Genomic DNA, 17,912 nt, shown 5'->3' on the forward strand with positions numbered 1-17,912 from the left:
TTTCCTGAAAAATGCGGCCCGTAGGGACGCTGATAGGGTTAATGAGCAGGGATTTTAGTTAACCTTCTGGTGACAATTTTTGATTTGAGGCAGTTAAAAGCGTATTGACGGCGCCAATAATAGGTATCCGTCGTTGTGATTTTGTTGATTTACGCCGCTATGTCGTTTATTTGATATGGCACAATAGCGGAACTATTGCTTTCATGGAGTAAGGCTTGTGTTGGATAAATTGCGTTCCCGGCTGGTCCACTTTGGCCCGTCTTTGATGAGCGTGCCGGTTAAGCTGGCGCCTTTTGCCCTCAAGCGCCAGGTGCTGGAGCAGGTATTAAGCTGGCAGTTTCGTCAGGCTCTGGAAGATGGCGAACTGGATTTTCTCGAAGGCCGCTGGTTAAGTATTAATGTGCGTGATATCGGTCTGCTGTGGTATACCTCGGTGAGCGAAGGGCGTCTGGTGGTCAGCTCTACGGCCGAAGCGGATGTGAGCTTCAGCGCCGATGCCAGCGATCTGCTGATGATCGCCGCGCGTAAGCAGGATCCGGATACGTTGTTCTTCCAGCGTCGGCTGGTCATCGAAGGTGATACTGAGCTGGGGCTGTATGTAAAAAACCTGATGGATGCCATTGAGCTGGAGCAGATGCCAAAAGCGCTGCGCGTGATGCTGCTGCAGCTGGCTGACTTTGTTGAAGCGGGGCTGAACGGCCCGCGGAAACCTGAACAGACATCGGTAGGTGAGGCATGCTGATTCGAGTTGAAATTGGGATTGATGCACCGGGAATCGACGCGTTATTGCGCCGTACGTTTGGCAGCGATGCCGAAGCGCAGCTGGTGCACGATTTACGTGAAGACGGTCTGATCACGCTGGGCGTGGTGGCGACAGATGATGAAGGGCAGGTTATTGGCTATGCCGCCTTCAGCCCGGTCTCCGTTGAAGGCGAAGAACTGCAGTGGGTTGGGCTGGCGCCGCTGGCGGTAGATGAAAATTATCGCAGCCAGGGAATCGGCAGCCAGCTGGTCTACGAAGGGCTGGATTCATTGAATGAGTTTAGCTATGCCGCAGTGGTGACACTGGGCGATCCGGCCTTCTACGGCCGCCTCGGCTTTGAGCCGGCAGCCCGCTTCGATCTGCGTTGCCGCTGGGCGGATACCGCCGAGGCGTTCCAGGTGCGCCCGTTGGCCGATGACGCGCTGGAAGGGGTGCATGGGCTGGTAGAGTACAGCGATCGCTTTAACCGTCTCTGAGGCTCTCCAGCAGAGTCTCAAAAGAACCATCTCCGGCAACGAGGCGCTCTTTCTGGCGCTTCGTTAGCTGCTTGATGCGATACTCCACTCGTAGTGCAAGTGAGTGTTCACCAACTTCCTGGCTGAACGCCAGCTGCAGTTCGCCTTTTCCCCGCAATGCTTTTGCTCCCTTGCCATCCTGATGCTGACAAAAACGGCGCGCAACATCGGTAGTAATCCCGGTGTAAAGGCGATTATCGGCGGTACGTATCAAATAGAGAAACCAGCGCACGGTAGAAATATCGGTATGTTAAGGTAGATGCACCATAACATACCGGAGAGTAAAGATGGATACGCTCGCTGCTATCAGCCGCTGGCTTGGCAAACAGCATGTGATTACCTGGTGCGTTGCCAGCGAGGAAGAGCTGTGGTGCGCCAATGCGTTCTATGTGTATGACTCGCAAAACGTCGCCTTCTATCTCCTCAGTGATGACAATACCCGCCACGGGCAGATGACCGGCCAGCGCGCAAAGGTCGCCGGCACCGTAAATGGCCAGCCGAAAACCGTTGCCCGTATTCGCGGCGTCCAGTTCAAAGGTGAAATTCGTCGTCTTTCAGGTGATGAGGAAGCGGTGATGCGTGCGCGGTACGTCAACCGCTTTCCGATCGCCAGGATGCTGCGGGCGCCGGTCTGGGAAATCCGTCCGGATGAGCTCAAGTTCACCGATAACACGCTGGGGTTCGGCACCAAGTTACACTGGCTACGTCATTCCGATAGCGAGTGAAAGCCCGTAACGGACGTGCAGAGTCCCATCTTTCCCACATACTCTTGTTACCGCGGCGTCCGCCGCTGAAGGGCTGATTTTTCAGGGGGCATAATGAGCCAGGTGCTAATAACAGGGGCTACCGGATTAGTTGGTGGGCACTTACTTCGAATGCTGATCCAGGCGCCGGGCATTGCGGCGATAACCGCAGCGACCCGCCGCCCGCTGGCGGATGCCGAGGGCGTGCTGAATCCTCATGCGCCTCAGTTGAGTGATGCGCTGGCGCAGGTTGTTGACCCCGTCGATATCGTGTTTTGCTGCCTGGGGACCACGTTGCGAGACGCGGGCAGTAAAGCCGCCTTCATTCAGGCTGACTACCGGCTGGTGGTGGATACGGCGCTCACCGGGCTACGGCTGGGCGCAAAGCACATGCTGGTGGTCAGCGCGATGGGGGCCAATCCGCATTCGATGTTCTTCTACAACCGCGTTAAAGGCGAAATGGAAGAGGCGCTGCGCGCGCAGCCGTGGACGCGTCTGACGATTTTGCGACCGTCGATGCTGCTGGGCGATCGAGAGCAAAAAAGGGCCAATGAAGCGGTGCTGGCGCCATTGTTCCGACTGCTGCCGGGAAACTGGAAATCTATCCATGCCCATGAGGTGGCGCAGGCGATGCTTAGCGAAGCGCTGACCCCAGGCCGGGAGGGCGTGACGATTCTGCCATCGGCAAAACTGCGTGAAATTGCGGCCAGCGAAGCGTAGTATTCTGCGCTTCACATCACCACATCTTTCCTGGGGAATGCTATGGCTGGTCAGTCTTCATCTCAGGCGGCATCACCGTTTCAATGGTGGAAACCCGCGCTCTTTTTTCTCGTTGTCATCGTTGGCCTGTGGTTCGTCAAATGGCAGCCTTACTATGGCAAGGCGTTTACGGCCGCAGAAACGCACAGTATCGGTAAATCGATCCTCGCCCAGGCCGATGCCAATCCGTTCAAAGCGGCATGGGACTACGCGGCGGTCTACTTCCTGGCTGTCTGGAAAGCGGCGGTGCTGGGCGTCCTGCTTGGTTCGCTGATTCAGGTGCTGATCCCGCGCGACTGGCTGCTGCGTACGTTGGGCCAGTCTCGATTTCGCGGTACGCTCTCAGGCGTGCTGTTTTCTCTGCCCGGTATGATGTGTACTTGCTGCGCCGCACCGGTTGCGGCGGGAATGCGTAAGCAGCAGGTATCGATGGGCGGCGCACTGGCGTTCTGGATGGGCAACCCGTTGCTGAATCCGGCAACGCTGGTGTTTATGGGGTTTGTGCTGGGCTGGCAGTTTGCGTTGATTCGCCTGGTTGCCGGGCTGGCAACGGTGTTGATCGTGGCGACGCTGGTGCAAAAATGGGTCAAAGAGGCGGCAACGCAACCGTCAGATCTTCCGGCTGTCGGTGATACCGCGCAGGGACCTTTTTTATCCCGCTGGCTGAGGGCGCTCTGGACCCTGTTCTGGAATACTATCCCGGTCTATATTCTGGCGGTCCTGGTGCTGGGGGCGGCGCGCGTCTGGCTGTTCCCGCATGCCGATGGCGTGGTGGGGAATACCCTGTTCTGGGTGGTGGCGATGGCGATAGCCGGCTGTCTGTTTGTCATCCCTACCGCGGCGGAGATCCCTATCGTCCAGACCATGATGCTGGCGGGAATGGGGTTTGCCCCGGCGCTGGCGCTGCTCATCACGTTGCCTGCGGTCAGCGTGCCGTCGTTGATTATGTTGCGTAAGGCTTTTCCGGCGAAAGCGCTGTGGCTGACCGGTGGGCTGGTGGCGCTATGTGGTGCGGTGGTTGGCGGACTGGCGTTACTCTGATGAAATCCCGGGCTGCGGCTACCGCCTTGCCCGGTTAGTCACCCGGCTCAGCATTGCGCGAGCCGGGACTATTTTTGCTACTTACTTGATATAGGTAAAGGCGGTGGTCACGCGCGACACGCCGCTGACCCGGCTGGCGATATCTGCCGCCGCACGGCCTTCACGGTCCGTGACCAGACCCATCAGGAACACTTCGCCATTCTCGGTCGTCACTTTGACGTTTGACGATTTGACCTGATCGGTGCCCAGCAGCTGAGAGCGTACTTTTGTGGTAATCCAGGTATCGGAAGAGGCGGTACCTAAACCAATCGGCTGGCCCTGACGTACTTCGTTAAAGACTTCCGTTGTCCCTTCGACGCCCATCGCAATTTGTTTCGCGCGCGCGGAGAGATCCGCCACCGGAGACTGACCGGTCAGCAGGACTTTGCCCTGATAGGCGGTAACGTTAATCCGGGCCTGTTTCTTAATTTGCTCGTCTTTCGACAGCGCGCTGTTGACGCGCAGTTCCAGCGTACTGTCATCAACCTGAGTACCTACCGTACGCGGGTCCGTGGCGGCTTTGGTGCCGACAGCTGCCGTTCCGACTACCGCTGCGGCAACGCATCCTTGTAGCAGTAGCGCAGAAAGAATGATGGCGAGGGGCGAGAGAGCCTTCATGTGTTCTCCTTAATCGTCCTGGTGTGGAAAAAGCGTGTTATCAATCAAATCGCACAGACAGTTAACGGTGAGCATATGCATTTCCTGAATTCGCGCGCTGCGATGAGACGGAATGCGGATTTCGACATCCTGCTGGCCCAGCAGGCCAGCCAGCTCACCGCCGTCGTAGCCGGTGAGTGCGACGATGGTCATATCGCGGGTGACGGCAGCTTCAACGGCTTTCACGATGTCCCGACTATTGCCGCGCGTGGAAATGGCCAGCAGAACATCACCTGCATGGCCTAACGCGCGAACCTGCTTGGCGTAGATTTCGTCGTGCAGGCGATCGTTGGCAATTGCGGTTAAGACCACATTATCGGTATTTAGTGCAATGGCGGGTAAACCAGGACGCTCTGTTTCAAAACGATTAATCATGCTGGCAGCAAAATGCTGTGCGTTGGCGGCAGAGGTGCCATTGCCACAACAGAGGATTTTGTTGCCATTAAGCAGCGACTGTACCAGGGTCAAGGCCGCACGGGAGATGGCATCCGGGAGAGCTTCCGCTGCTGCAATTTGGGTTTGAATGCTTTCAGTAAAGCAGGCTTTAATTCTATCGAGCACGGGATCCCTTAATTCATTTACGCTATTCGCCAAAGGCGTTTCTCAGCCATTGGATGTCGTTTCCGGTGAAGGCTACCACATCGAAACGGCAATCCACAGTGTCAAAGCTCCCATTCTGCCGGGAGAGCCACAGGCGAGCAGCCTGGAGGAGTCTTTGTTGTTTTTTTTGCGTGACGCTGGAGGCGGCATCCCCGTAGCTTGCGCTGCGCCGATAGCGCACTTCCACAAAAACGGTTACCGCGCCATCGCGCATGATGAGGTCAATTTCACCGCCCCGCTCACGGGCGTTGGCGGCGATAAAATGCAGCCCCCGGCTTTCCAGCCACCGGCGAGCCTGGTTTTCCCAGGCATCTCCGGTCTGTTTGGTTAGTTGGCTGCGACGATCTGTCCGTGTTGGTACTTGAGCCATGACAATTTCCTGTTGATCACGCAGTCCTGCGTGGCCGTCAGATCGCCGGTGTTACCGTTCAGCTCGAAGCCCGGCGTCTGGCGCATCTGGGCGAAATGGTTAGCCAGCGACCAGGCATCCGCGCCCATTGCATACAGGCGAGCCAGTGAATAATCGTTGCGCACGGCGGAGAGCGCCTGCTGCATCAGCGCCGGGTTGCTGCCGGCCAGCATCGGGATCTCACTATACTGCAAACCTTCCATCTCCAGGCGGAAATCTGGGCCGGCAGTGCCCTGGGCGCTACGGGAGCTGGCGTACAGGGTGACATTGCTCTGGCTGCCGTTGCGCAGGGCGATCATCGGTTTGATATAGGCAATCTGTTCCGGCGTCGCCAGGATCCAGGCGGCGTCGACGCCACCGCTACTGCTGACCGGGACATCTTCCGGGTTGCCGAGGCTGCTGTCAGACGCTGACGGCAGCGTAGAAACGGGCGTTCCGCTCAGAGAGATACCGCTGTTGACGCTGGATTTCAGCTCAGAAGCTGAACCAAAGCGCTGCTGCAGAACGGTTCCGCCACCCAGTTTTAACCACTCGTTGGCAAAGGCGTTCACCACGCGATCGCCGAGCGCGCCGCGAGGCGCCAGCAGCAGCGGCGTTTGTTTGCCCTGATCGTGAATATGGCGCGCCGCGTCACGGGCTTCATCTTCCGGCGAGAGGGCGAAATAGCAAATATTGGCGCGATTTTCGACTTTCTCCGGCTGGTTCAGCGCCAGCACGTTGAGCGAGGTGTTGCTCTTGATGACCTCCTCGACGTTATCTTTGAGCAGCGGGCCGACGACGAGGGTGGCGCCATCCTGCTGTACCTGCGCGAGCAGCTGACTCATTGGTTGCGTGGTGGTGTCGTAAATTTTCAGTTCAGCCGAAGGATTGGCCGGGGTGGTGGCAACCGGCTGGGCCTGCGGTGCGCTGACCGCAGGTTGTGCGGTCGTCGCGGCGGCGTCGCTGGTGGCTGACTGCTCCGGCGCAGCAGCGGCCTGAGTGGCGGCCGCTGCCGTCACCGGAGCCGGCGCCCGATCGGCCGCTGGCGCCTGAACAGGAACCGGCGCGGTATTGGCTGAGGTCAGGTCGCCCACTTCCGCCTGCGAAGGGCTCACGACGTCGCTACTGGCGACATTGGCGGCCTGCGCAACCTGGGCAGGAACGGCGCTTCCGGCGACGGTCGGCGCGCCATTTTTCGCCGCTTCAAAGCCTTGCTGGATGGTACGGCCGAAGACCGCGGCCTGGCCGTTGAGCGGCAGCAGGAGCGCGATCTTATTGGTTGAAGCCGGTTTATAATTTTGCATATTCACCAGCGCCGTTGGCAGCATTTTCGCGCCAGGGTTCTGCGGATAGCGGGTTTGCCAGTCTTTCACGCCGGCTTTGAGTAGGGTGGGATCGTTACGGTTGTCAAACCACATGCGTTGCAGATCCAGCCATCCCTGCAGGACGTTTTCATCGGCATTGATGATCAGCGCGTTAGCCTGATCCTGGGTCATTGAGGTGAGCGCTTTCCAGGTCGCGTCGATATTCTGCTGCTGTTGTTTCGCCTGACTCAGCAGCGGCTGCTGGGCGATCAGGGCACGCAGCAGCGTAATTGACGGGCGGCCCTGGCTGGCATCAATCTGCGCCTGCCAGTATCGCGGCTGCTGATTGTGCTCAAAACTGGCGGGATCGAGCTTCGCCAGCAGCGCCTGAGCGCCCTGGAAATCGTTCTGCGCCAGCTTCACTTCGACGGACAGCAGAGATTGCTCGCGGGCCTGGGTACCGTTGAGATTAGACGGCAGCTGGTTGAACAGGTCGATGGCTTGCTGCTTTTTGCCTTCCTGTAACAGTGCACGAATGGCGAGTAATTGCCAGTTGGTCTTGCTATCATTCGAGCTTTGCTGCATTTGCTGTAGGTAGTAACTGGAATCTGCCTGTGCCGTACCCTGTAAAAACGCCGTGCTTTGATCCGGGGTATGGGTGCCGCAGCCAGCGAAGATCAAAGCAGCCAGCAGTACGGGCAGACAACGCGCGGGTTTAGAACGAAGAAATGTTGACGGTACCATATGTATCCAGTGATATTTTTTTGGCTCAATGCTCAATATTAATTCGGCAATACGGACGAGACAATGAAACAACACGAATCAGCAGATAATTCTCAGGGGCAGCTCTATATTGTGCCCACTCCGATCGGAAATCTGTCTGATATCACGCAGCGTGCCCTGGAAGTGTTACAAGCCGTTGATTTAGTTGCCGCGGAAGACACCCGCCACACCGGTTTGCTGCTCCAGCATTTTGCGATTAACGCCCGTTTATTTGCGCTGCACGACCATAATGAACAGCAAAAAGCTGAAACACTTCTGGCGAAATTAAAAGACGGGCAGAACATTGCGCTGGTGTCTGACGCCGGGACTCCGCTGATCAACGATCCGGGCTATCACCTGGTACGGGCCTGTCGCGAGGCAAATATCCGCGTGGTGCCGCTTCCGGGCCCCTGTGCCGCCATTGCTGCGCTCAGCGCGGCAGGCCTGCCTTCCGATCGTTTCTGCTACGAAGGGTTCCTGCCGGCAAAATCAAAAGGGCGTCGCGATACGCTGAAGGCGCTGGAAGAAGAGCCGCGTACGATTATCTTTTACGAATCAACCCACCGTTTACTGGAAAGCCTGGAAGATATCTGCACGGTGCTGGGAGAGTCCCGCTATGTGGTGCTGGCGCGCGAGCTGACCAAAACCTGGGAATCCATTCACGGTGCGCCAATTGGCGAGCTGCTGGCGTGGGTGAAAGAGGATGAGAACCGGCGTAAAGGCGAGATGGTACTGATCGTCGAAGGATTTAAAGCGCAGGAAGAGGCCCTGCCCGCAGACGCGCTGCGTACGCTGGCCCTGCTGCAGGCGGAGCTGCCGCTGAAAAAAGCCGCCGCGCTGGCCGCTGAAATTCACGGCGTGAAGAAAAATGCGCTGTATAAATATGCGCTGGAGCAGCAGGGATAAGAGACAGGCCCGGGAACACCGGGCCATTGATCTTATTTGATCGGCGTGGCTTCAAAAACCAGCGTTTGTAGCGGCTGTAGCGTAATCACCACGGCGTCCTGATAATGCTCCGGAACCGTTGGGTTACTGCCGTAGCGAGCGGTCAGGGTGAACCGGGTTGCTTCGCCTTGAGGAATTTCAAAGTCCTTTGTCAGATTCAGGTAGTAACTTTGCGGTTTATCAGAAGGGTTACGCAGTCCCAGTATCGCCTTGTCTTTGCTCCAGGATGCCCAGCCATATACCTCAAGCGCCGTCGGATCGCCGCCGACCCAGTGTGTGTCCACCAGCACGTGGGCATTTTCACGCGACCATTTAGCGGCCTCTGCCAGAACGTCCCACTTGGCTTTGTTCAACATGGACGGCGTGATGTACAGCTCTTGTAGCTGGGTCCCCGTCGCGAAATAGCTCCACACCTGATCGGCAAAATCGCCGTCGGTCTGCACTTTTTCCAGTCCGTAATAGGCATTTTCTGCACTGACAATGCCATGGTACATCAAGGAATTAAGTGGGAATAACGGTCCCTTTCTCACGATTGAGCGCCAGGTTTCCGCGTCGCGATAGGTCATCCACTGCTGTACCGGCGTTCCGGGACCGTACAGATTGATATCATCGCCCTGGCGCCAGATCGAATCGGCATAGAACAGCCATGACGGGCTGGCATCGGTGCCGGTCGTCAGGTTGATAAACAGGTTCGGGTTTGCGCTACGCATGTTGTGTAGCAGGGCGATGGAGGCATCAAAATCGGAAGCAAACGGGCTACCCTTAATATGCGAGTTGGCGTTGCCCATGCCGTCCAGTTTGAAGGAGGTGATGTGTTCGTTCTTAATCAGACTGGCGATCTGTTCATTGAAGTTCTTGAAATAACGAGGCCCGGAGAGCGCAAATTTACCGTCGACCGTTTCAAAACCATACTCTTTGGCATGAGAGACGCGAATATCGCGCGGTTTATTGTAGCCGCCCCACGGTGAGAGCCATAAACCGACGGAACTATGCAGGCTGTCCGCTTTCTCCCTGACCTTACCGAAACCCTGACTGAATGCCGGGCCAAATAGCCATCTTCCGGTACGATCGTCCCAGCCATCATCCAGCAGGAAGGCATCGAGAGGTACGCCGCGGCCGGTAATAAACGCTTTATTCCATTCATCCATACGTCCCAGCACGTCCTGCTCGGTGTAGGTGGTAAAGAAGCCGATGTCCATCCAGCTATTGTAGTGGAGGTAGGGTTTATAAGGCCGTGGGCGAACGGCATCGATAAACTGGTTGACGCTGCGGCGCAGCTGGCTGGTTTCTGCCACGGTGCCAAACCAGGTGGTGTAGCTCACCGGCGTTTCTGGCTGAACGGGCGTTTTAAGTTCAACGTTAAGGTTGGTGGTGCCTTCATAGGCATAAGTATTGACGACAGGTTTATTCGGCAACATGAAAAACGTATCGGCAATAATCGGTGAACTGTTAATAGCGCCATCCACGTAAGGCGCCTGTGCCTGTTTTTTGGTCGGGAAGAAGGTGATTTTCGCGACATTCCGCGCTTTGCCAACCGCGGCAATGGTGTAATTGATACTGGCGTACTTGTCTTTCAGCAAATTCAGCGTCATGGTCACGTTGAAATCGGGATGGATGTACGTCACTACCAGCGTATTCTCTTTTTTCTCAACGCGGCTGATTTTAAAATCAGCCGTATGGATGACGGTCTCATCTGGTAGCGTCAGAAAGAATGGTTCCTGAGGCGACAACTGATGGCCGGAATGCGTATCTTTAACGACAACAGCCGAGCTGGCATCATCGAATGAGAAAGCCATATTGTCGTTATTCAGTGCATAGTTCGCCGCGAAGGCGCCCGGTGACATAAACAGGGCGAGCAACGAAACATTGAGCGCTTTTTTCATGGGGCAGAGGTCCTTTATTTTCGTTTTATCATCGGTCGTCAGCGTTATCCTGTCGTGAATAACGCTGGGGGGCAGGGCCGCCTGAGAAAGCTATCAGGCTTCAGCGGGGAGCAGCAGACGGCTGGCTGAGCCGCAGACGGTGATTTTGTGTCTGACCACCTCTTTCATGGCATCCATACCGACGCGCATGTAGTAGCGAGGATCGTTACCCTGCGGGTTGTCGGCGAACCATTTTTTGACCGCCGCGGCAAAGGCGATTTTTAGCTCGGTGGCGACGTTGACTTTACATACCCCCAGTTCGATGGTGCGGCGAACGTAATCGTCAGGTACGTCGCTTGCGCCGTGCAGCACCAGGGGAACGTCCACGACCTCACGGATTTCCGCCAGACGCTGGAAGTCAATTTTTGGCGTTTTGCTATAGAGCCCGTGGGCGGTGCCGATTGCCACCGCGAGACTGTCGACTCCGGTCAATTCAACAAAACGCTTTGCCTCCTGCGGATCGGTCAGAAAAGCGCTTTCAGCATCAACGCTCATATCATCTTCCACGCCGCCCAGGCGTCCGAGCTCTGCTTCGACGCTGCAATCACGGGCATGGCAAAAATCCACGACCGATTTCACCAGCCGGACATTCTCAGCAAACGGGAAATGGCTACCATCGATCATGGCGCTACGAACGCCGGCATTCACTTTACGGGTAATATCTTCCAGCGATTCATGATGATCGAGATGCAGCGCCAGCGGCATGTCGTAGGTGGTGGAGTAAGCGCTGCATAGCGCATAGATCTCCTCCAGCGCGATGTGCTTAAACGTGCCCGGCGTTCCTGCAAGGATCACCGGCGATCGCATTTCGCTGCAGACTTCGAGGATCGCCTGGATCGTCTCGGCGTTATGAATGTTGAATGCCGGGACCGCATAGCCTTTTGCCTGGGCATCCAGCAGGAGATATTTCGTCGAAATGATACTCATGATGCGTTCCTCTCAAGCATTCCAGGGATGAATGACAACACCTTGCACCACGCGGTTAACCGTGCCGCTGGCGGAAGGGGTATCCGGGGTATTACCAACGCGGATAGATTGTGCGAGCGCAAACGTCTGGGCATACATCAGGAAGCAGAACGCCTGCTCGACATCGCTAAAGGTGCGGGAAGACGGCGGTAACAGGATGTGTGGGCCGGCTTCGACGGCGGCGTCGTTTTCGGCCGCTATCGCCACCACGCGCATGGCCTGGTTGTCGCGACGCAGTTCGGCCAGTAGATCGAGATCGTACTGGCGGGTATAGGGATGGCTGGACACCATCACCACAACCAGCGTTTCATTATCCACCAGCGATTTAGGCCCGTGGCGGAAGCCGGCTGGAGAGTCATAAAACGCCGCCAGCTTGCCGGCGGTCAGCTCCAGGACCTTGAGGGCCGATTCACGAGCCGCGCCCTGTAATCCACCGCTGCCAAGATAGACGATTCGTTTCCACGGCTCATAACCAAACACCCCATCGCTAAAATCACCCAGCGACGTGAGAATCTTTTGGCAACGATCCGCTACGTCACGGAAGGTATTGCTGTTGATCGTCTGCGGCGCGAATACCGCAAGGCAGCTTGCCATCATGGTGGTGATACTGCTGGTCATTGCGAAGCCGCGATCATGTGTTTCTGCCGGCATCAATAGCGCAAAGGCGTTATCGCTGCTCACCGCATTTTGGTACAGGCTGCCGGCTTCATTACAGGTAATCGACAGGTGGTAGCATTCCGCTACGAACTGATTGGCCAGCTCAACGGCGGCGACGCTCTCCGGGCTATTGCCGGAGCGGGCAAAGGAGACCAGCAGCAGCGGATGTGCGGCGTTAAAATAGTCCATGGGGTTGGTGACCAGGTCAGTCGTCGGGATAGCGCTGATATTTTTTCCGCTATGGCGCGACAGCCAGGGCGCGATGATCTCGCCGATAAAGGCGGAGGTGCCTGCGCCAGTCAGGACGATCCGCAGATCGTTTTTGCGCAGCAGCGGGGCGAGGAAGCTGTCGATCGTTGCACGATGATTGTCGATGTTGTTGAGTGAGCGAAGCCAGCAGGAGGGCTGTTGACGAATCTCTGCTTCAGTCCAGGTGCCGGTCGAGGCAAAGGCGGCGGTATAGGTTTCAGGCATAACTTAGTCCTTAGTCGTGTGAATTCCACATCAGACGCTGGCAAAAATGTCGCTATCTTTCGTTTCGTTTCACTTATTCATGTAATCAGTTAGATAAAATCTATAGGAAAGAAATCGAAAGTTCAATGGAGGAAGTTAGAAATAAAACGAAAACTGTGATCTTTGAAGTTTTGATGTTTTTATGTGACTGATAAACAATAGATTATCTGTTTTTATTATCAGATTGCCGTTATTTCAGAAAGGAAAGAAAAGGCCTTTCGGTACAACGCCAAAGGCCAATGTGATACATAACGAAAGATTTAAAGGGGGAGCGCCTGTCCCTGAATCCAGATCTTTTGCAGATGCAGGCGGTCGTCCAGTGCAATAACGTTCGCGTATTTTCCCGTACGCAGCGATCCCAGCCGATCGTCGATACCCAACAGACGAGCAGGGTGGAGCGATGCCATATGAATTGCCTGCTCCGGCGTGGCCCCCGCTTGTTCAACCATGTTGCGGACGGCGGCATCAAGAGAGAGTGTGCTGCCCGCGAGGCCGCCGGAAGCGGTGCGTACGATGCCCTTGCGCATTTCTACCTCTTCGCCGCACAACGAATAGTGGCCATCCGGCATGCCGGCTGCCTGCATCGCATCGGTGATCAGGACCAGCCTCTCTCTGGCGCAGCTGCAACACAGCTGCATGGCGGCAGGATGAACATGATGGCCATCGGCGATAAGTTCCAGCCATGCCTGCCGGGTGGTTAATCCGGCGCCGACCATGCCAGGCTCCCGATGATGTAATCCGCTCATGCCGTTGTAGCAATGCACCAGCCCATCAGCGCCTGCGGTAAATGCCGCTCGGGTCTGTGCATAGGTAGCAGCGCTATGGCCGAGCATGACGCGGATACCCTGCTGTTTAAGATGGCGAATAGCCCGTATGGCATCCGGTTTTTCCGGCGCCAGGGCCACGACCCGCAGCGTTTGCCGGGAGCGAGCAATCAGCGTATCCAGCTCGGCGATATCCAGTTCGCGGAACAACTCAGGCGGATGAGCACCTTTATTCTCTGGCGTGAAATAGGGGCCTTCAAGATAGCTCCCCAATACCAGGGCGCCGGGGCCGCCGGAAAGCGTACGCCGGGCTATACGTTCCAGCGCACGCTGGATGGTCTGCAACGGCGCGGTGACGGTAGTGGGGAGCCAGGCTCCCACTCCTTCACGAATTTTATACATCGCCAGCCTGTCGAGTGCTTCCGGTGCCTCGTCCATCACATCAATACCCGCGCCGCCGTGGACATGCGTATCGATGTAGGCCGGGCAAAGCAGATCGGCATCGCGAGCGGTGACGCCAATGGGAACGGGCTCGATGGCGGTGATAACGCCAGCTTCCATACGAAGCTGATGATCGGCAAGCCAGCCCTGCTCGGTTAGCAAGCGTCTGGCACGCAGAATTTGCGTCATATTCCTTCCTCAACAGGTTTCTCTTCGCGACAGCGCGCCAGTTCATCGACCAGACTGGTTAACCCGCGATGCCCGCATTCCAGCGCCTGCAGGCGAAACGCCTCGCTGTTCAGCCCTTCGCGTTCCAGCACCATTTCAAGCAGCAGCTGCAAATTAGTGCCGGTAATCACCTCGCGCCCGGGTTTTTGCATTGCCAGCGTCGAGGCTACGCGAAAGGGGGTCCCCCCCAGGAGGTCGGTCAGAAAAACGATATCGTCCTGAGCATCCAGTGCGTTGACGGCCTGCTCAAGCTGCGCAGTCAGCAGGGCCGTGGTTGAGGTTTCTGGAAAGTCGATGGCAATAAACTGCGATTGTTCACCCAGAATTTGCTTCATCGCCATTGCCATACCGCTGGCAAAGCCGCCATGCCCCGTCAAAATAATGCCTAACATCGAATACCTCTTTGCCTTTACAGGAAGTGACAGAATTTACCCACAACGCCCAGCACAACGGTGAGCGCGATGAGGCGCAACGGGCTCCAGCCGCGGCGCACCAGCCAGAACATGGTCAGGGTATAAACCAGTGGAAGAAACGCTGGCATCAGCTTATCGATGACATCGGTTTGCAGCTTCACGACTGCATCACCCGCGGTGATCTCCAGCGTGGTGCTGAGGCGGACATAGGTGGCCACCAGCGCGCCAATTACCGTCATGCCAACAATAGACGCCGCGTGTCCGACTTTTTTGGTATTGGCTTTAATCAACGGGATAGCCGCTACGCCCATACGGTACGCGTAGTGTGCAAGACCAAAACGCAATCCGAGATGTACCACGTTAAACAGCACAATGAACACCACCGCGCCGAGGATAGAGCCTTGTAGCGCGAGGCTGGCCCCAATCCCGCCGCAGATGGGCAGTAGCGTCAGCCAGAACATGGCATCGCCAATCCCGCCGAGCGGGGCACCCACGGCAATTTTGGTGCTCTGAATGCTGTTTACATCCTGCTTGGAACGTTCCATGGCGAGAATGATGCCGATAACAAAAGTCACCAGGAAAGGGTGGGTGTTGAAGAATCCCATATGCCCTTTCATGGCGCGTGCCAGGTCGCGTTGATTGGTATGGATTTTTTTCAACGCGGGCAGCAGACCGTACAGCCAGCCTGAAGCCTGCATACGCTCATAGTTGAACGAGGCCTGTAAAAGCATGGACCGCCAGGCGACACGGTTAATGTCTTTTTTCGTCAGCTCCGCACCGAGACTCTGGTCTTCGTAGACGTTTTCATTCACGCCGGAAAGCAACGTCTCTTCAGGAGCGGAGACGCCTGGCAGAGTGGTTTGATTAGATTCCATCTTCGAATTCCTCTTTCTGTGCCGCAGATGCAGTCGGTTCAGGAGATTTACGCAGCAGGTCTATGAGTGCCATTGCCAGCGCCGCGGCGGCAATGGCCAGCACCGGCAGCTTCAGCCAGGCAGCGGCGACAAAACCGATGATAAAATAGGGGATATAGACGTTTTTCATCATGATTTTCAGCAGAACAGCGAAGCCGATAGCAGGCATAATGCCGCCAGCCACGCCGAGACCGTCGATCAGGCGCGCAGGCAGGACATCAATGGCCGTTTTCGCATGTTCCGCGCCGAAATAGATCGGCAGGAAAGCGCAGAGAAAATAGAAAATCCCCAGAGCCAGCAGCGCCAGATAGTTAACCCGTTCAATACCGCGGGTATCAGCATTCGCGGCCATCCGGTCGCAGCGAGACATCACCCCTGACATCACCGAGAACAGGAAGGTGATCCCCATTTGTACTGCGACGGCGAAGGGCACGGCGACACCGACGGCAACGTCAGGTTTCACGCCGGTGGTAATGGCAAAGGTGGTGCCGACGATGGTACCGATAATCACGTTTGGCGGCTGAGCACCGGCTAGCGGGGCCAGCCCCATCCAGACCAGTTCCAGCGTACCGCCGGTTAAAATGCCGGTATGCAGATCGCCCAGAATCAGGCCAACCAGCGGGCCGAGCACCACCGGACGGTGCATATGTGTTAAACCATTGAACATATCCAGGCCCGCAATAAAGGCCAGAATGCCCAACGCAGATGCCTGCAACAGACTGATTTCCATTATGAATCCCTCAGAGTAGTTTAAAGAGATCCAAAGCGGGTTCTGTCGGAACGCCCTGAACAAAGCATTCCACCCCGGCGGCCTTCAGACCGTTAAACGCCGCAATATCGCCAGCGTCTACAGAAACCGTTTTGGCAATGTGTTGTTTGCCATTGGCGTAGTGCATATTTCCTACGTTGATACGTGTGACGGGAACTCCGCCTTCGACAAGGCGTAGGAAATCGGCTGGTGTTTTGCAGACCAGCAGAATCTTTTGTCGATCGGCGGCGCGGTGGATATTGTCGATGACCTTTTGCAGTGACCAGAAGCGTACGGCGATCCCTTCTGCCAGGACCATTTCCATCAGGTTTTGCTGTACCGGGTCTTCAGCAACCTCATCATTGGCCACCAGTACCAGGTTTGCTCCCGCAAATCCGACCCACTGGACACCCACCTGACCGTGGATCAAACGTTCATCAATACGGCTTAAGACAATGTTTGGCATCGCGTTTTCCTCTTCGTTGTTATGCGTTATGGGACGTAACGCCCACACAGGCGGCGTGGTACTGCTGCAGTATGTCCTGAATGTGATCGAGGATGAGTTCTCGCGGTTCCGCCTTGAGATCGCCCTCGCGAACTTTGAGGTACTGCAGCGGCATATACTGACTGAGGAGCGGCAGCGGGAGCGGCCAGTCCGCGAGATTACGCACCAGGCGTGCAAACGCCTCATCGATTTGCCGATCCGGCCAGTAGTAGCGCACGCGGTCTGAATAGCTGTAGCCTCGGGCCAGACGTCGCGCATGACCATCGCCGTGATAGTGGTTTTGCCAGTATTCCGGGCGGTCGAGCATCACGTTTTCCAGCACCTGACGCAGCCCGGAGCAGGCCTTCGCAGGCAGCAACTCTTCCTCTATTGCCGCCAGTGAGAACAGCGCTTCACGCAGGGCGAAGGTGAGCGCCGGGCCAACCTTCAAAATGGCAAAGTGATCTTTAACCAGATGCCGCAGCGCCTGCGGCATCTGGTAATCGGTAGAGTGGGCTTCGAAGACCAGCGCGTCATAGTCTTCAACCATGGCGCTAAGCGCTTCGGCTCGCTGCGGTTGATAGTCGATAATATGCGTGTGGTCGAATTCTACGCCAGGCTGTACTACTAACCCGATGATGCGTGGCCAGATGTGGGTCAGCCCGCGTTGCTCAAAGGCCTGCCGATGTGCTTCCAGCGTCGCACGCGCCGCATCAGGCGTCGTGACCTGTAGCTCGGTCAGGGTTTCATGAGCCCCGCCCGGGACGGGGACTTCGGTGCCGATGACGTAGACCAGGTCAGGTTTGCCGAAACGTTCACGGCAGGTCTCTTCCGCCACCTGAGCCAGCCGCGCGGCGCGTTCAGCGACGATGTCATCGGTTAACGGCACCGGATCACCTTCGCAGGACATACTGCAATCGAGGTGGATCTTTTTAAAACCGGCGGCGACGTAGCTTTTTATTAAATCATCGGCATTCGCCATCGCCTGGGCCGCGGGCAGGGTTTGCCAGCGGTTGGGCCCAAGGTGATCGCCGCCGAGGATCAGCTGTGATTGGGGAAAATCGAGCGAGTCGGCAAGCTGGTGGACAAAACCGCGGAAATCGGCCGGCGTCATGCCGGTATAACCGCCGAACTGATCGACCTGATTGGATGTGGCTTCAATCAGTAACGGGGTCTGCTGCGCCCGGGCGTAATGAATGGCGGCCTCAAGTACCAGGGGATGGGCGGAACAGACGGCATAAATACCGTTGCCTCCACCTTGTTTATGCTGCGCCACCATTTTTGTCAGATGTTTCACTTTCCTCTCCATTTCGGATGGTAATGAGATTAATCTTTCGTTTTGTTTC

20 protein-coding genes are annotated in these 17,912 nt (G+C 56.6%); 6 read left to right on the forward strand and 14 right to left on the reverse strand.

All coding sequences use genetic code 11. The features are described from left to right. Positions 1-217 precede the first annotated feature (217 nt). A complete protein-coding gene (gene ubiT, locus BV390_RS07870) occupies positions 218-742 on the forward strand; it encodes a ubiquinone anaerobic biosynthesis accessory factor UbiT (protein ID WP_032690592.1) in 525 nt (174 codons plus the stop codon). Next, positions 736-1,239 carry a GNAT family N-acetyltransferase gene (locus BV390_RS07875; protein WP_085396776.1) on the forward strand — a complete coding sequence of 168 codons (504 nt, stop codon included), beginning with the start codon at positions 736-738 and terminating at the stop codon, positions 1,237-1,239. The genes ubiT and BV390_RS07875 overlap by 7 nt, the downstream gene beginning before the upstream one ends. On the opposite strand, the gene BV390_RS07880 is transcribed toward BV390_RS07875, so the two are convergent. Further along, entirely contained in the window at positions 1,226-1,519 is a 294-nt protein-coding gene (locus BV390_RS07880; RefSeq protein ID WP_180889097.1) for a GIY-YIG nuclease family protein, read from the reverse strand. The genes BV390_RS07875 and BV390_RS07880 overlap by 14 nt on opposite strands. A gap of 46 nt (positions 1,520-1,565) precedes the next feature. On the opposite strand from BV390_RS07880, the gene BV390_RS07885 reads away from it, so the two are divergent. The 3 genes from BV390_RS07885 (at position 1,566) to BV390_RS07895 (ending at position 3,821) form a co-directional block, all read left to right on the forward strand. Further along, on the forward strand, positions 1,566-2,003 hold the full coding sequence (locus BV390_RS07885; RefSeq protein WP_032690595.1) for a YhbP family protein: 438 nt from the start codon (positions 1,566-1,568) through the stop codon (positions 2,001-2,003). A gap of 93 nt (positions 2,004-2,096) precedes the next feature. Then, the gene (locus BV390_RS07890; RefSeq protein WP_032690596.1) at positions 2,097-2,741 is read left to right on the forward strand and encodes an NAD(P)H-binding protein; all 645 of its coding nucleotides are present in this window, start codon (positions 2,097-2,099) and stop codon (positions 2,739-2,741) included. Between the two features lie 42 nt (positions 2,742-2,783). Then, a complete protein-coding gene (locus BV390_RS07895) occupies positions 2,784-3,821 on the forward strand; it encodes a permease (protein ID WP_047663525.1) in 1,038 nt (345 codons plus the stop codon). An 81-nt stretch (positions 3,822-3,902) separates the two neighbouring features. On the opposite strand, the gene dolP is transcribed toward BV390_RS07895, so the two are convergent. From dolP to BV390_RS07915, 4 genes are read right to left on the reverse strand one after another with little or no spacing between them, the layout of a single operon-like run. After that, entirely contained in the window at positions 3,903-4,478 is a 576-nt protein-coding gene (gene dolP / locus BV390_RS07900; protein WP_032690598.1) for a division/outer membrane stress-associated lipid-binding lipoprotein, read from the reverse strand. A gap of 9 nt (positions 4,479-4,487) precedes the next feature. Beyond that, the gene (gene diaA, locus BV390_RS07905) at positions 4,488-5,078 is read right to left on the reverse strand and encodes a DnaA initiator-associating protein DiaA (protein WP_004868024.1); all 591 of its coding nucleotides are present in this window, start codon (positions 5,076-5,078) and stop codon (positions 4,488-4,490) included. A 22-nt stretch (positions 5,079-5,100) separates the two neighbouring features. After that, positions 5,101-5,487 (reverse strand): YraN family protein, encoded by a 387-nt coding sequence (locus tag BV390_RS07910; protein ID WP_004868021.1) that lies wholly within the window; start codon positions 5,485-5,487, stop codon positions 5,101-5,103. Beyond that, positions 5,445-7,553, reverse strand: coding sequence for a penicillin-binding protein activator (locus BV390_RS07915; RefSeq protein WP_085396778.1), 2,109 nt, complete (start codon positions 7,551-7,553; stop codon positions 5,445-5,447). The genes BV390_RS07910 and BV390_RS07915 overlap by 43 nt, the downstream gene beginning before the upstream one ends. 63 nt (positions 7,554-7,616) lie before the next feature. Here BV390_RS07915 and rsmI point away from each other — a divergent pair, with 63 nt between their 5' ends. Next, entirely contained in the window at positions 7,617-8,477 is an 861-nt protein-coding gene (gene rsmI / locus BV390_RS07920) for a 16S rRNA (cytidine(1402)-2'-O)-methyltransferase (RefSeq protein ID WP_032698740.1), read from the forward strand. Positions 8,478-8,509: 32 nt separating this feature from the next. Here the strand turns inward: rsmI and BV390_RS07925 are convergent, their stop codons facing one another. The 9 genes from BV390_RS07925 to kbaZ all read right to left on the reverse strand — a co-directional run bounded on the left by BV390_RS07925 (position 8,510) and on the right by kbaZ (position 17,875). Further along, positions 8,510-10,399, reverse strand: a complete 1,890-nt coding sequence (locus tag BV390_RS07925; protein ID WP_032698742.1) for an alpha-galactosidase — start codon at positions 10,397-10,399, stop codon at positions 8,510-8,512. 93 nt (positions 10,400-10,492) lie between these two features. After that, a complete protein-coding gene (gene kbaY / locus BV390_RS07930; RefSeq protein ID WP_032697448.1) occupies positions 10,493-11,365 on the reverse strand; it encodes a tagatose-bisphosphate aldolase subunit KbaY in 873 nt (290 codons plus the stop codon). Between the two features lie 12 nt (positions 11,366-11,377). Continuing rightward, on the reverse strand, positions 11,378-12,535 hold the full coding sequence (locus tag BV390_RS07935) for an SIS domain-containing protein (RefSeq protein ID WP_032697449.1): 1,158 nt from the start codon (positions 12,533-12,535) through the stop codon (positions 11,378-11,380). A gap of 299 nt (positions 12,536-12,834) precedes the next feature. Beyond that, positions 12,835-13,968: an N-acetylglucosamine-6-phosphate deacetylase gene (gene nagA / locus BV390_RS07940; protein WP_032697450.1), complete on the reverse strand. Its 1,134-nt coding sequence runs from the start codon at positions 13,966-13,968 to the stop codon at positions 12,835-12,837. After that, positions 13,965-14,399 carry a PTS galactosamine/N-acetylgalactosamine transporter subunit IIA gene (gene agaF, locus BV390_RS07945; RefSeq protein ID WP_032697451.1) on the reverse strand — a complete coding sequence of 145 codons (435 nt, stop codon included), beginning with the start codon at positions 14,397-14,399 and terminating at the stop codon, positions 13,965-13,967. The genes nagA and agaF overlap by 4 nt, the downstream gene beginning before the upstream one ends. A gap of 17 nt (positions 14,400-14,416) precedes the next feature. Next, positions 14,417-15,295, reverse strand: coding sequence for a PTS N-acetylgalactosamine transporter subunit IID (gene agaE / locus BV390_RS07950; protein ID WP_085396780.1), 879 nt, complete (start codon positions 15,293-15,295; stop codon positions 14,417-14,419). Further along, complete coding sequence (agaW, locus tag BV390_RS07955; RefSeq protein ID WP_032697452.1) at positions 15,285-16,064, reverse strand: PTS N-acetylgalactosamine transporter subunit IIC; 780 nt, start codon at positions 16,062-16,064, stop codon at positions 15,285-15,287. Before agaW ends, agaE begins: the two co-directional genes overlap by 11 nt. Positions 16,065-16,074: 10 nt before the next feature. After that, complete coding sequence (agaV, locus tag BV390_RS07960; protein WP_032697453.1) at positions 16,075-16,548, reverse strand: PTS N-acetylgalactosamine transporter subunit IIB; 474 nt, start codon at positions 16,546-16,548, stop codon at positions 16,075-16,077. Positions 16,549-16,567: 19 nt separating this feature from the next. Continuing rightward, positions 16,568-17,875 carry a tagatose-bisphosphate aldolase subunit KbaZ gene (gene kbaZ / locus BV390_RS07965; protein WP_085396782.1) on the reverse strand — a complete coding sequence of 436 codons (1,308 nt, stop codon included), beginning with the start codon at positions 17,873-17,875 and terminating at the stop codon, positions 16,568-16,570. Positions 17,876-17,912 lie beyond the last annotated feature (37 nt).

Source organism: Klebsiella sp. YJ (assembly GCF_002108615.1).
In the GTDB taxonomy this organism is placed as follows: domain Bacteria; phylum Pseudomonadota; class Gammaproteobacteria; order Enterobacterales; family Enterobacteriaceae; genus Klebsiella; species Klebsiella planticola.

Coding starts and splice junctions, on each gene's coding strand:
- BV390_RS07875 (WP_085396776.1), top strand. CDS start 736: ATGCTGATTCGAGTTGAAATTGGGATTGATGCACCGGGAATCGACGCG.
- BV390_RS07885 (WP_032690595.1), top strand. CDS start 1,566: ATGGATACGCTCGCTGCTATCAGCCGCTGGCTTGGCAAACAGCATGTG.
- BV390_RS07890 (WP_032690596.1), top strand. CDS start 2,097: ATGAGCCAGGTGCTAATAACAGGGGCTACCGGATTAGTTGGTGGGCAC.
- BV390_RS07895 (WP_047663525.1), top strand. CDS start 2,784: ATGGCTGGTCAGTCTTCATCTCAGGCGGCATCACCGTTTCAATGGTGG.
- dolP (WP_032690598.1), bottom strand. CDS start 4,478: ATGAAGGCTCTCTCGCCCCTCGCCATCATTCTTTCTGCGCTACTGCTA.
- BV390_RS07910 (WP_004868021.1), bottom strand. CDS start 5,487: ATGGCTCAAGTACCAACACGGACAGATCGTCGCAGCCAACTAACCAAA.
- BV390_RS07915 (WP_085396778.1), bottom strand. CDS start 7,553: ATGGTACCGTCAACATTTCTTCGTTCTAAACCCGCGCGTTGTCTGCCC.
- rsmI (WP_032698740.1), top strand. CDS start 7,617: ATGAAACAACACGAATCAGCAGATAATTCTCAGGGGCAGCTCTATATT.
- BV390_RS07925 (WP_032698742.1), bottom strand. CDS start 10,399: ATGAAAAAAGCGCTCAATGTTTCGTTGCTCGCCCTGTTTATGTCACCG.
- kbaY (WP_032697448.1), bottom strand. CDS start 11,365: ATGAGTATCATTTCGACGAAATATCTCCTGCTGGATGCCCAGGCAAAA.
- BV390_RS07935 (WP_032697449.1), bottom strand. CDS start 12,535: ATGCCTGAAACCTATACCGCCGCCTTTGCCTCGACCGGCACCTGGACT.
- nagA (WP_032697450.1), bottom strand. CDS start 13,968: ATGACGCAAATTCTGCGTGCCAGACGCTTGCTAACCGAGCAGGGCTGG.
- agaF (WP_032697451.1), bottom strand. CDS start 14,399: ATGTTAGGCATTATTTTGACGGGGCATGGCGGCTTTGCCAGCGGTATG.
- agaE (WP_085396780.1), bottom strand. CDS start 15,295: ATGGAATCTAATCAAACCACTCTGCCAGGCGTCTCCGCTCCTGAAGAG.
- agaW (WP_032697452.1), bottom strand. CDS start 16,064: ATGGAAATCAGTCTGTTGCAGGCATCTGCGTTGGGCATTCTGGCCTTT.
- agaV (WP_032697453.1), bottom strand. CDS start 16,548: ATGCCAAACATTGTCTTAAGCCGTATTGATGAACGTTTGATCCACGGT.
- kbaZ (WP_085396782.1), bottom strand. CDS start 17,875: ATGGAGAGGAAAGTGAAACATCTGACAAAAATGGTGGCGCAGCATAAA.